Genomic DNA, 12483 nt, shown 5'->3' on the forward strand with positions numbered 1-12483 from the left:
TTAGCCGACGGAGTTAAAGCGAAATGGCACATAAGAAAGCAGGCGGTTCGTCACGGAACGGTCGCGATTCAGTCGGCCGTCGCCTTGGCGTGAAGAAATTCGGCGGCCAGGAAGTGGTCGGCGGCAATATCATCATTCGCCAGCGCGGAACCAAGGTCTATCCGGGCACCAATGTGGGCATGGGCAAGGATCACACCCTGTTCGCTCTCGTGGAAGGCCGCGTGCGCTTCCACAGCGGCAAGCTCGGCCGCAAATATGTGTCGGTGGACATGGCTGCAGCCGCGGAATAACGGATGGCTTTGTAGCGGGCCGTCCACCGGGATGGCCCCTGCCGGATCAGCAGATCCGGATGCTGGAGGGAGAGGGGCCTGGCCCGTCTCCCTTTATTTTTTCTCCCTCGCCCGGAACTGAAACGCCCTGACGCAATATGCGTGTCACCTGCCCCGGTTAGGTGGCATGGCATTGTGGTCGGCGAGAGGAGGCAACATGTTCTTTCGTAGTAAGAATTTGTTTCTACGGCCGATTTGGTCGGAAGATGCAGTGGCCTTGCGTGCCGCGATCGGTGAATTGGATTGGAGCAGGGTGGTGGTGGATGCCCCGGCCGGTTCTTGCAGGAACGGAGGCGACGAAGGCGAGGAGGCACCGCGCCTCCCCCGCTGCGTGATCGCCAGGCCCGGTGGAAATGGCGAGCAGATCGTCGGTGCGGCCGGCCTGTTTCTGAGGGACCGCAATGTGGTCCTCGAATTGTGGATCGACCCCGCCCATCGCGGGCGCGGCTATGGCACCGAGGCGGCGCGGGCAATGGCCGAACTGGCCTGGGCGGCGGGCCACGAACGAATCCTGGCCACCATTCCGCCCGGCAACGTAGCTATCCTGCGCGTCCTCAGGAAGTCGGGTTTTCTGCCGGGCGGCAGCGGCTTTATCCCGTTCGGAGAGAACGCGATTCTGACAATCCCGCACAAGCGCGACTGGTCGTGGGCAGGCCCTGAAATGCACGCGGCGTAATGCCTTGCGGTTTTCTCCGCCGACTGCCTCAAGCTATGACGCCATCTCCCCCTCCCGAGACTATGGGGGAGAAACGAGAGGGGGAGGCTGCGAGCCGAAGGGCGATATGCCTTCAGCAACGTGGATTCACGGCGAAACTTTGCTTTTCGCCCGATCCACGTATAAGCGCCGTCTGCTGAGTGGTGCATTTGCCAGACAATCGCCGGCGAGAGCTTGCAGACAGGCAAACTGACGCTCGCGTGATATGGTGACTTGATAAGATGTCAAATCGGAAGAGGCGATCTCCACAGGAAAGTCGAAAAGCCGCAATCGAAGCGGCTCGGGACCTGTTGCTGGAAGAAGGCCCCGAAGGCGTGACCCTGAAGGCGGTGGCGGCCCGGGTCGGCCAGACCCATGCCAATATCCTTCACCATTTCGGCAGCGCGGCCAGCCTTCAGGCGGCGCTGGGCGCGCATATTTCAGACATGGTCTGCGGGATGATTCTGCGCTCGACTCAGGCCCGGCTGGCAGGGATTGGCAGCGTGCGGGAATCGATCGATCTGGTATTCGATGCCTATGCCAGGGAAGGAGGCAGCGCGTTGTTCGCCTGGATGGCGCTGCATGGCGACAAGGAAGGCTTGAAGCCGATGGCCGAGGCCATTGCCAAGGTATCCGGCGCAATGTCGGAGGATGGCAAGGGGTCGGTTGCGCGCAGGCAGGCGGCCATGGTGGCGAATCTTCTTGCCTTCGCGGATGCTCTGGTTGGCGAAAGCATGGCGAAGGAACTCGGTTTGCCGCGCTTGCGCGCGCGCGATATTGCGCAATCCCTGTTCGAAACCGTGATTGCCGAAGAAGCCAACGAGCTGAGGCCCCCGGAATTACAGTAAGGCTTCCTTTTCGTCGCCCGGCCGAAGCCATCCCGGCCGCAACCGATCGGCGATGTCCTCGTTTCTGAGATGATCGATGGCGAGCCGCAGCTCGGGATAGGCGATCCGCCGTCGTTTTTCCTGCGACGCTTCGAGCGGAACCACGAGAAGGCGGCGGTTGATTTTCTGCCGCCAGTTCATCCGCGCGGTGTTTTCCTGGCCGACGTAGCATCCTTTGGTGAAACTGACCCCGTTGAGTTCCACCGCATTGCATTCGAGCCAGAGAATTTCTCCATTGCCCAGCTCGGCCTGGCCTTCCGGCACGCCCAGGGCCAGCCGGTGAGCCATCCAGGCCTGATCGGCGCTTTCGTCGTCGTCCGAAACCCTGGCGATCCACCTCTGCCCGAGCGCCGCGAGCCGGGGGTCCGGCGCGCCGCCGTCGCCCAAATCGGCCTGCCAATAGATGCCGAGGCTTTCATCCCGTGCGATCGCGATCTTTCGCCGCAGGCGATAGAGCGAGAGGCGCCGCACGAGATCGTCGGCCACTCGCGCTTCGCAATCCAGCAGCAGCCCGTCCGCGCCGGGCCACACCAGGAAATCGAACAGCACCTTGCCCTGAGGGGTGAGAAGGCCGCTCCAGACCGGCAGCAGCCCGGTTACGTCATTGGTGACGAGGCCCTGCAGGAAAGCGGCGACATCTTCATCGGCGGAATCCGCCGACAGGCGAATGACGGCGCGTGAAAAGAGGCGTTCAGCTGGCATGCGATCAGAGGTAGTGATTGGCGATGCAAAAATGTAGGGGATTTCTATGGCTCACCCCGAACTTGTTCTCGCCAATGGCACGATCCACACTCCTTCTGGCCCCTTTCAGGGCGATGTCGCGGTAAGGGACGGCAGAATCGCCGGCATAGGGAGCTTTCCCGAAGCCGCGCGCACGCTGGATTGCACGGGGCTGGACATCCTGCCGGGCGTTATCGACAGCCAGGTTCACTTTCGCGAGCCGGGGCTGGAGCACAAGGAAGATCTCGAGACTGGCAGCCGTGCCGCCGTGATGGGCGGTGTGACGGCCGTTTTCGAAATGCCGAACACCTCTCCCAACACCGATTCGGAGATGCGGGTCCATGACAAGCTGGAGCGCGCCCACCATCGGATGTGGTGCGACCATGCGTTCTATGTCGGCGCCACGGCGGACAATGCGGAGGAATTGGCGCGGCTCGAGCGCATTCCCGGCACGGCGGGCGTCAAGATTTTCATGGGGGCGTCCACCGGCAGCCTGCTGGTCGCCGAGGATGAGAATTTGCGGCGGGTCCTGCAGAATGGCGTCCGCCGCGTCGCCATCCATGCCGAGGACGAGGAGCGGATGAATGCGCGCAAGGAGTTGCGCGTCGAAGGAGATCCTTCCAGCCACCCGGTATGGCGGGACGATGAAAGCGCCATGCTGGCCACCCGCCGGATATTGAGGCTGGCCCGGGAAACGCGGCGTCCGATCCATATCCTGCACGTCACCACCCCGGCGGAACTCGAATTGATCTCGCGGCACAGGGACATCGCCACCTGCGAGGTCACGCCCCAGCATCTCACTCTGGCCGCCGAGGACGCCTATCCCAGGCTGGGCACCTTTGCGCAGATGAACCCGCCGATCCGCAGCGGCGCCCATCGCGACGGGCTGTGGCATTGGCTGCGCCAGGGGGTTCCCGACGTGATCGGCTCGGACCATGCGCCGCATACCAGGCAGGAAAAGGACAAGCCCTATCCCGGCAGTCCGAGCGGAATGCCCGGAGTGCAGACCTTGCTGCCCCTGATGTTGGATCATGTGGCGAATGGCCGGATGACGCTGGAGCGCCTGATCGACATGACCAGCGCGGGCGTGCAGCGGGTGTTCGGACTCGTCGGGAAGGGGCGGATCGCGGTCGGTTACGATGCCGATTTCACGGTTGTCGATCGCAAGGGCAGCTTTACCGTCACCGAGGATTGGGTGGAAAGCCGCTGCGGCTGGTCGCCCTTTACCGGGATGGAGCTTCAGGGGCGGGTGATCGGCACCATCCTGCGCGGGCATTTCGCGATGTGGGAAGGCCAGCTTGGCAACGAGGCCGTGGGCGAGCCGTTACGTTTCGTCGGCTGCCTTTGACCTGCGCGCCATCGCCCGGTGCCTCTGGGACAGATCCCAGCAGAATACCGCTATCGCCGCCCAGATGAAGATGAAGCTGGCGAGCTGAACCGGCTGCAAGGGCTCGCGAAAGACCGTCAGCCCGGAAATGAATACGATCGTCGGCACCATGAATTGAAAGAAGCCGAGCGTGGAATAGTCCATGCGCCGGGCGGCTTCGGCAAAACAGTAGAGCGGAACGGCTGTCAGCACGCCGCTTGCGGCGATTATCAGGCTGAAGCCGAAACCTTCATGAAGCGCGGTGTGCCCCGTGCCGCGCGTTGCGAGCCAGATGAGCAGGACGCCGGGAGGAACCAGATAGAGGCTTTCCACGGCCAGGCCGGGCAATGCTTCGATCGGGATGAGTTTCCGCACGAGGCCGTAGGTCGCGAAACTGCAGGCAAGGGCGAGACTGACCCATAGGGTGGTGAGCGCCCCGGCGGCGAGAATCGCGACGCCGATTCCGGCAAGCCCCACCGCGAGCCATTGGCGGCTGGACAGGCGCTCACCGAGAAAGACCGTGCCGATCAGCACATTGAGCAGCGGATTGATATAATATCCGAGGCTGGCGGCGTAGATATGGTTGTTCATCACCGACCACACGTAAAGCAGCCAGTTGCTGCCGATCAGCGTGGCGGTGAGCAAGAGCAGCAGCCCCGTCCTGCGGTTTGCGAGAGCCTGCCACACTTCCTTGCCCTGCTTGCGCGCCGCGATGAACGCCACGCAGACGGGGAAGGTGAAGATCGCCCGCCAGCCGACCAGTTCGAAGGCCGAGACGTGATAGACCAGCAGCAGGTAGAAGGGGAGAAAGCCCCATGTCCCGAAGGCACCAAGGGCATAGGCGAAACCGCCTGACTGCTTGGTTGTGTTGGGGGACGGCATTGAACGGCTCCGGAGATTGGAAGGGGCTTTAGGCCTGTCTTTACCTCACTGCAATGCCCGACCCGCCCGATGGTCGCGCACGTTTCGTCGCAAAAATGCCAACCTTACGAGATGGTTGCGTGGCGTTCAGAAAAAGAGGCGTAGGCCTGAACGTAACGGGCGAATGCAGCAGATGGCGCTTCACCGAACAACGAGGAACCCAGGAGGTTAGTGATGAAAGCCAAGCAATGGAAAATCGCAGCGATGTCTCTCGCCGTGCCGGGCCTGATCGCCGCGGCGGCGCCTGCGGCAGCCGTGCCGCTCGGCTCGGCGGAGCAGGTGAGCAACGTCTATTCTGTCGAGGCGTTGAGCCATAGCGACCGCGGGCGGGACCGGAACTGGTCTCGGGGCCGCGAATACCGGGATTCCCGCTATGACCGCCGCTATTATGGCGAGCCGGTCCGCGCCAATACGCGGGTCTGGAGAGGCCATGACGGGCGCTATTATTGCCGCAAGGACAATGGAACCACCGGCCTCCTGATCGGCGCGGCAGTGGGCGGCCTGGTCGGACACGAGGTCGCCGGATATGGCGATCGCACCCTGGGCGCCATTCTGGGCGCTGCCGGTGGCGGCTTGCTCGGCCGGGCGATCGACAAGGGCAACACCCGTTGCCGCTGATGTCGGGCCGGCTGGACCGGCCGGCAAGATTTCCGCTGGCAGCCTCGCTGCTCGCGGAATCGGCCCGGGTCGCATCTGGAACGGGCTGCAAGAAGGCGTCTGTCCGCCGATCCGGGCCGGGCAGGCGCCTTCAACCTTTCTGAGATTGTTTCCCGAGGCGGGACAGGGAAACAATTCGGGGGCTTTGCTAACCGGCCTTTAACCATCAATGGATCATCGCTGACGGCCGCTCCATTCCGCGAGGACCCGCGCATGACCGCTTCCCGCCGCTTTCCCATGGTTTTGATGGCCGCGCCCCTGCTGATGCTGGGCGGCTGCGGCGACGATGCGCCGAAGGCCGCCAAGGTCGCGCCCGAAGCGGACCCCGCGCTGGAAAAGGCGCTCGCCGACGAGATCATGATCGACCCGGACCTCGCCAGCCGGAATCCGGCCAGCGCCGGCATCGCGATCGGGACGCAGGACGCCTCCCTTCCGCCCGAAGTCAATTCCCCCGAGGAGATCGAGGCGGCACGGCGCAAGGCGCTCGAGCTGGTTGGCGGAGCGGACAGGATGAAACCCGCCCCTGAGCCGCGCGTGGTCGCCGAAGGCAAGCCCGCGGGCAGCGTGATTACCGCCGCCGCGCGCGCTGCCGCGCTCGGCCCTGATGGCGCGAATTGTGCGGAGAAGGTCGAATATACGACCGCCTGGGCCGCCAGGATGCCCGCCGCCTTCCCGGTCTATCCGCGCGGAAACGTGAAGGAAGCGGCGGGGACGGACCGCGATGGCTGCTCCTTGCGGGCCGTGACCTACACCACCCCTGTGGCGCATGGCGAGGTGATCGATTTCTATTACACCCGCGCGGTTGCGGCCGGATTCAAGACCGACCGGGTCCGCCAGGGCAGCGATGAAATGCTCGGCGGCGCGAAGGGCGGCGTATCCTATCTGGTGTCGGCGCGGCAGCTTCCCTCGGGCCGGACCGAGGTGGATCTCGTCACCAGCGGACGCTGATTAGGTTCCGGCCCTAGGCGTCGCGAAAGCCCACGCCGAGCATGGCGCGCGGCTGCTCCAGCTCCGTCGAGGCGACCGGATAGGCGCAGTAATCGGCCGCGTAGAAGGCGCTGGGGCGATGGTTGCCGGACAGGCCTAGCCCGCCCAGCGGCGCGGCCGAGGAACTGCCGTTGGTCGAGCGGTTCCAGTTGATAAGCCCGGCCCGGACATTGGACCAGAAGCGGTTGTAATCCTCCGGGCTGCCGCCGACCAGCGATGCGCACAGGCCGAACCGGGTATTGTTGGCCTCCCCGATCGCCTCGTCGAACGAGCTTACCCGGATCACCTGGAGCAGGGGGCCGAACAGCTCGACATCAGGCCGTTCCTTGATGGCGGTGACATCTATGATCCCGGGCGAGATGAAAGGCAGATCGCCCTTGGGCCGGGTCATGTGCTTGATGGCCTTGCCGCCCTGGCTCAGGAAATAGAGAAAGCTGTCGGTCAGCGCATCGGCCGTGGCCGGATCGATGACAGGTCCCATGAAGGGCGACGGCTCATCGAAGGGCGCGCCCACGATGATCCGGTCGGCGAGCCGCTTCACCTCGTCCATCAGCGCGTCATACATGGCATCCTGCACGATCAGGCGCCGCGCGGCGGTGCAGCGCTGGCCCGCGCCGCTGAAGGCGGACTGGATCACCAGCACGGCGGCATCGGCGACGATGGGCGTGTTCCACACCACGAGGGGATTGTTGCCGCCCATTTCGAGCGCCACGATCTTCCCGGGATTGACCGCGAGCCGGCGATTGATCGCGATCCCAGTCTGCACCGATCCGGTGAACAGCACACCGTCCACACCGGCGTGAACCACCAGTTCCTGGCCGGTATCCGGCCCGCCCGGCACGAATTGCAGCACGTCCTCCGGCAGTCCCGCCTCGTGGAAGCACCGGACCAGAAATTCGCCCGAGGCCGGGGCCTTCTCGCTCGGCTTCAGGATCACCGCATTGCCGGCGACAAGCGCGGGCAGGATATGGCTGTTGGGCAGGAAGGCGGGGGAATTGAACGGCCCCAGCACGGCCAGCACCCCGTGGGGCTTGTGCCGTATCGCGGCGGTGCCCTTGAGCGCGCTGTTCAGCTTGCGCTGGGCGGATCGCTCCGCATAGGCGCGCACCGAAATCTCGACCTTATTGATGACGCCTTCGATCTCGGCCCGCGCTTCCCACAGCGGCTTGCCCGTCTCGCGCGCGACAAGCGTGGCGAAATCCTCGGCCGTGCGGCGCACTTCGTTGGCAAAGCGGCGGACCAGCTCGATCCGGTTCGCCAGCGGTTGCGCGGCCCAGCCGGGCCAGGCGTGCCGCGCCCTGGCGACGGCTTCCTCGACATCGCCCGCCGCGCCCCGCCACAGTTCTTCCCCCGTGGCGGGTTCATGGGAAATGATGGTGCTGACGGTCACGCCCTGGGAAAAAACCTTGCTCTGAATCTGCGGATTGCGGTCGGATGTCCTTAGCGGCGAATTTCGGTTGCAGCCAGAAGTTCCGGCAATACCGTGCTATTCCGGCCCGTGCCGTTCCGAGGCGACCGGCGGCAACGGCGCTGGTCCCAGGGCCTGGCCCATCGCGCGAATGCGCGCGACCTTGCCGTGCAGCTTCGACCAGTCGTCGTCTTCCGCGATGGCGGCCCAGATTTCCTCCACCTCGTCTATCAGCATCGCTTCCGGCGTGGGGCCGGACCAGTAGGACGCGCTGCTGTCCAGCAGATCGCGGCCCGCCAGGGCCTGCGCCAGCTCCGGCGGGGCGTTCCGTCCGCCCCGGAAGGAAAAGAAGAAGGCATCGGGGCCGAGCCCGCCTTCGCGCATGATCGCTTCGGCCGCCCGCACCAGATCCATGTCCCGTTCTGGGCCGGGCGAAGTGACGCCAAGCCGCCATGCGAACCGCCGGCCCAGAGCCGCTTCGTAAAGCGGTCTGAACCGGTCCAGCGCCGCCACCAGGTTGGGCACTTCGGTGAGGACGTGCAGGGCATTGGCGAGCTGGGCGCAATTCCACAGCAGGGTTTCCGGCTGGCGGCCATAGGCATAAAGCCCGCTCTCGTCGAAATAGGCGGCGGTGAAGGACGGGTCCCATTGGGGCAGCCAGCGCCACGGGCCATAGTCGAAGCTCTCGCCGGAAATATTCATGTTGTCGGTGTTGAGGACGCCGTGGACGAAGCCTGCGACCATGTAGGACGCGGCGAGATCGGCCAGCCGCTCCACCACCTGATGCATCAGGATCACCGGCGGCTCGTCGCGGCCCGGCGCGTCCTCGGGCGGGGGAGGGCCGGGATAGTGGCGCAGGCAGTAATCCGTCAGCTCGGCGAGATGATCCTTTTCGTCCAGGGCATAGAGCCGCTGGAACGTGCCGATGCGGATATGCCCGTGGCTGAGCCGGACCAGCACGGCGGAACGGGTGGGCGATGGCTCGTCGTTGCGCCACAGGCTTTCGCCCGTCTCGATCACGGAAAAGGTCTTGCTGGTGTAGACGCCCAGCGCCTCCAGCATTTCGGTGGCGAGAATTTCCCGCACCGCACCTTTCAGGGTCAGGCGGCCGTCGCCCCGGCGGCTGTATGGAGTCTGCCCCGATCCCTTGGTTCCGAAATCCAGCAGGCGGCCGTCGCCATCGCGCAGCTGCGCGTAGAGGAAGCCGCGCCCGTCGCCGATCTCCGGGTTGTAGACCCGGAACTGGTGGCCGTGATAGCGCAAGGCCAGCGGCTCCGGCAGATTGTCCGGCAGCGGCTCGAACCGGGCGAAATGGGAAATCCAGGCATCGTCGCCGAGCTGGCCCAGCCCCACCGCCTGCGCCCAGCGCTGGTTGCGGAAGCGCAATCGCGCCTCGGGAAAGGGCGCCACGGGCACGGGATCGCCGATCCAGCCGGCAATCTCGCGAATTTGTGGATCGGGGCGATAGGGTGCGGGTTGCGGTTCTGCGCGCATCTGGCAATAGTGGGGGCAGGGAAGGCGCGGCGCAAGCCGGGCCGTAGGGAAAACGGAAGCGCAAGGCACCCATGGCCACCACGCAAATCGAATACGCCGATCGCCACTGGTCGAGCGCGGATGGCTTACAGCTGCATTATCGGGATTATCCGGGGCGGGAAGACCGCCCGCCGCTGCTGTGCCTGCCGGGCCTTACCCGCAATGCCCGCGATTTCGAGCCTGTGATCGAGCGTTTCGCTGGCGAGTGGCGGGTCATCTGCGTCGATCTGCGCGGGCGCGGCGACAGCGAATACGCCAAGGATTGGCGGACTTACAATCCGCTCACCTATGTCGAGGATCTGGAAGCCCTGTTCGAACAGGCCGGGATCGCGCGCTTCGTCGCGCTCGGCACCTCGCTCGGCGGCATCCTCACCATGCTACTGGCCGGGCGGCAGGGGGAAAGGATGGCGGGCGCGCTGCTCAACGACATCGGCCCCGTGATCGACCCGGCCGGGCTGGACCGGATTCGCAACTATGTCGGGCAGGCGCGCAGCTTTCCCACCTGGATGCACGCGGCCCGGGCGATGGAGGAAACCCACGGAATGGCGTTTCCCGATTACGAGGTTTCGGACTGGCTGGCGATGGCGAAGCGCCTGATGACCCTGGGCAACAATGACCGGATCGTGTTCGACTACGACATGAAGATCGGCGAGATATTCAATCAGCCGGGCGGGGAGGCGGGCGTGGACCTGTGGCCGGTGTTCCCGGCGCTGGCGGGGCGGCCGGTCACGGTGCTGCGGGGCGAATTGTCGGACATCCTTTCCGCCGCGACCCTGGCGGAGATGGGCCATCGCCTGCCGCAGATGGAAGCGGTGACGGTGCCGAGGGTGGGCCATGCGCCGACATTGGGCGAAGCGGCGGCGATCGAGGCGATTTCCCGCCTGCTCGAAAGGGTCGGATGACCGCGAAGGGAAAGCAAGCGCGCATCCTTCACCTGCATTCGACATTCAATGCCGGGGGCAAGGAGTTGCGCTGCGTGCGGCTGATGAACGCCTTCGGTGCGCAATTCCAGCACACCATTGTTTCCGCAGAGCCGGAAGCGCTCGGGGCCGCGCGGCATATTTCGAAATCCATTGCAGTATCTTATCCACGAAACTTCCCATCGCTTCAAGGCTGGCCCACGCCGTCGCGGCTGAGCCGAATCGCCCGCGCGATGCAGGCTTTCGATCTGATCCTTACCTATAATTGGGGCGCCATGGACGCGGTGATGGCGCATACGCTGTTTTCCCGGCCCTATCGCCTGGCGCCGCTGATCCATCACGAGGACGGGTTCAACCAGGACGAGGCGGAGCGCCTGAAGCCCTCGCGCAACTGGTATCGGCGGATTGCGCTGGGGCGCTGTTCGGCGCTGATCGTCCCTTCGGAGCGGCTGGAGCGGATCGCGCGCGAGGATTGGGTGCAGCCGGCGCAGCGCATCCATCGCATCGCCAATGGCTTGCCGGTTGCGGCCTATGCGCGCCGTCCCCGGCCGGATTCGCTGCCGGGGCTGATCAAGCGCAAGGGCGAATACTGGCTGGGCACGCTGGCCGGGCTTCGTCCGGTCAAGAACCTGCCCCGGCTGGTCAGGGCTTTCGCGCCGCTGCCGGAGGAATGGCAGCTGGTGATCGCGGGCGAAGGGCCGGAAGAACAGGCGATCCGGGCGGAGGCCATGCGGCTGGGCGTGGCGCATCGCGTGCATCTGCCCGGCTTCGTTGCCGATCCGGCCAAGGTGGCGGGCCTGTTCGATCTGTTCGCGCTGTCCTCGGACAGCGAGCAGTTCCCGCTTTCGGTGGTGGAGGCGATGGCGGCGGGGCTGGCGGTGGCCGCGCCCGCAGTGGGGGACGTGGCCCGGATCGTGGCCGAGCCGAACAGGCCGTTCGTCACGCCGCCGGGGGACGAGGCGCTGCTGGCCCGGTCGCTCGCGCAGCTTGCCGCGAATGAAGGGCTGAGAGCGGAAATAGGCGCGGCCAACCGGGACAAGGCGCGCGAACAGTTCGACGAGGCAGCGATGATCGGCCGCTATCGCGCGCTTTACGAGCAGGCGCTCGCGCTCGACAGGCCGTAGCGCGACGCGGTTCGGGGCAGGGTACGCGGCGGCGCGTGCCCTTCTGATTTCAGCGGAGGTTCAGATGAATGGGGACAGGCTGGCTTTATGCGTTGAATTGATGGTTCCATTCGCTAAACACGCCGACTTGTCTCAAATAGTCTTATGAAGGCGCCTGCGTGGCTCTCGTACCAAATCGCCCCCAGACCGAAGCTGAGAAGAAAGCCGCCCAGGACGATGTTTTCGTCCGGGAAGTCGACGATGCCGTCCGTCAGGACCAGCTGGCCTATGCGGCCAAGCGCTTCGGCATTCCGCTGGCGATCGCGGTCGTCGTCGGGCTGCTCGCCCTGGGCGGCTGGCTGATCTGGAAGGAAACGCGCGAATCCGCGATGGAGGAGCATTCGGAAGAGCTTGTCCGCGCGATCGACCGGATCGGCGCGGGCAATCTCGATACCGCCAGCAAGGTGCTCGATCCGGTGATCCAGGATGGCGGCGGGGCCGCCGCATCGGCGCGGATGCTCAAGGCCGGTATCGCCGCCCAGCAGGGCCGCAATGCCGAAGCCGCCAAGCTCTTCGCCGCCATCGCCGCCGACAGCGGCGCGCCGCAGCCGCTGCGCGACCTTGCCACCATCCGCGAAGTCGCCGTCAATTTCGACACGATGAAGCCGGATGACGTGATTTCCAGGCTGAAGCCGCTGGCGACGCCGGGCAACCCGTGGTTCGGCAGCGCCGGCGAGCTGGTCGGGCTGGCCTATCTCAAGCAGGGCAAGCGCGATCTGGCTGGGCCGCTGTTCGCCGCGATCGCCAAGGACGAGAGCCTGCCCGATACGCTGCGGGCGCGGGCGCGCCAGCTTGCGGGGCTGCTGGGCTACGATGCGATCTCCGATGTCGACAAGATCGTGCAGCCGCAGGAAGAAGACGAGGCCGATCCAGGCCAGGCGGCGCAGTGATTTATCCG

The 12483-nt window shown here is 65.3% G+C and carries 13 protein-coding genes; 9 read left to right on the forward strand and 4 right to left on the reverse strand.

Annotated elements, in window-relative coordinates; all coding sequences use genetic code 11:
* Positions 1 to 23 precede the first annotated feature (23 nt).
* From rpmA to U8326_RS04120, 3 genes are all read left to right on the forward strand, one after another.
* Positions 24 to 290, forward strand: coding sequence for a 50S ribosomal protein L27 (rpmA, locus tag U8326_RS04110; RefSeq protein ID WP_324742531.1), 267 nt, complete (start codon positions 24 to 26; stop codon positions 288 to 290).
* Between the two features lie 166 nt (positions 291 to 456).
* Complete coding sequence (locus U8326_RS04115) at positions 457 to 1005, forward strand: GNAT family N-acetyltransferase (RefSeq protein ID WP_324742533.1); 549 nt, start codon at positions 457 to 459, stop codon at positions 1003 to 1005.
* Between the two features lie 260 nt (positions 1006 to 1265).
* The gene (locus U8326_RS04120; protein WP_324742535.1) at positions 1266 to 1871 is read left to right on the forward strand and encodes a helix-turn-helix domain-containing protein; all 606 of its coding nucleotides are present in this window, start codon (positions 1266 to 1268) and stop codon (positions 1869 to 1871) included.
* Here the strand turns inward: U8326_RS04120 and U8326_RS04125 are convergent.
* A complete protein-coding gene (locus tag U8326_RS04125) occupies positions 1863 to 2612 on the reverse strand; it encodes a folate-binding protein (RefSeq protein ID WP_324742537.1) in 750 nt (249 codons plus the stop codon). The genes U8326_RS04120 and U8326_RS04125 overlap by 9 nt on opposite strands.
* A 46-nt stretch (positions 2613 to 2658) precedes the next feature.
* Between U8326_RS04125 and U8326_RS04130 the strand changes: the two genes are divergently transcribed.
* Complete coding sequence (locus U8326_RS04130) at positions 2659 to 3978, forward strand: dihydroorotase (protein WP_324742538.1); 1320 nt, start codon at positions 2659 to 2661, stop codon at positions 3976 to 3978.
* Here U8326_RS04130 and rarD read toward each other — a convergent pair.
* Positions 3955 to 4878, reverse strand: coding sequence for an EamA family transporter RarD (gene rarD, locus U8326_RS04135; protein ID WP_324742539.1), 924 nt, complete (start codon positions 4876 to 4878; stop codon positions 3955 to 3957). The two genes, U8326_RS04130 and rarD, sit on opposite strands and share 24 nt — an antisense overlap.
* Before the next feature lie 213 nt (positions 4879 to 5091).
* Here rarD and U8326_RS04140 point away from each other — a divergent pair, with 213 nt between their 5' ends.
* Both U8326_RS04140 and U8326_RS04145 read left to right on the forward strand, forming a co-directional pair.
* On the forward strand, positions 5092 to 5535 hold the full coding sequence (locus U8326_RS04140; protein ID WP_324742540.1) for a glycine zipper 2TM domain-containing protein: 444 nt from the start codon (positions 5092 to 5094) through the stop codon (positions 5533 to 5535).
* Positions 5536 to 5787: 252 nt separating this feature from the next.
* Entirely contained in the window at positions 5788 to 6522 is a 735-nt protein-coding gene (locus U8326_RS04145; RefSeq protein ID WP_324742541.1) for a hypothetical protein, read from the forward strand.
* A 13-nt stretch (positions 6523 to 6535) separates the two neighbouring features.
* On the opposite strand, the gene U8326_RS04150 is transcribed toward U8326_RS04145, so the two are convergent.
* On the reverse strand, positions 6536 to 7951 hold the full coding sequence (locus U8326_RS04150; protein WP_324742542.1) for a succinylglutamate-semialdehyde dehydrogenase: 1416 nt from the start codon (positions 7949 to 7951) through the stop codon (positions 6536 to 6538).
* A gap of 96 nt (positions 7952 to 8047) precedes the next feature.
* Positions 8048 to 9463 (reverse strand): protein adenylyltransferase SelO family protein, encoded by a 1416-nt coding sequence (locus U8326_RS04155; RefSeq protein ID WP_324742543.1) that lies wholly within the window; start codon positions 9461 to 9463, stop codon positions 8048 to 8050.
* A 71-nt stretch (positions 9464 to 9534) separates the two neighbouring features.
* Here U8326_RS04155 and U8326_RS04160 point away from each other — a divergent pair, with 71 nt between their 5' ends.
* The 3 genes from U8326_RS04160 (at position 9535) to U8326_RS04170 (ending at position 12475) form a co-directional block, all read left to right on the forward strand.
* Positions 9535 to 10404, forward strand: coding sequence for an alpha/beta hydrolase (locus U8326_RS04160; RefSeq protein ID WP_324742544.1), 870 nt, complete (start codon positions 9535 to 9537; stop codon positions 10402 to 10404).
* Positions 10401 to 11546, forward strand: coding sequence for a glycosyltransferase family 4 protein (locus U8326_RS04165; protein WP_324742545.1), 1146 nt, complete (start codon positions 10401 to 10403; stop codon positions 11544 to 11546). The genes U8326_RS04160 and U8326_RS04165 overlap by 4 nt, the downstream gene beginning before the upstream one ends.
* Before the next feature lie 158 nt (positions 11547 to 11704).
* Positions 11705 to 12475, forward strand: coding sequence for a tetratricopeptide repeat protein (locus U8326_RS04170; protein WP_324742546.1), 771 nt, complete (start codon positions 11705 to 11707; stop codon positions 12473 to 12475).
* Positions 12476 to 12483 lie beyond the last annotated feature (8 nt).

This window comes from Tsuneonella sp. CC-YZS046 (assembly GCF_035581365.1).
In the GTDB taxonomy this organism is placed as follows: Bacteria; Pseudomonadota; Alphaproteobacteria; order Sphingomonadales; family Sphingomonadaceae; genus JAWKXU01.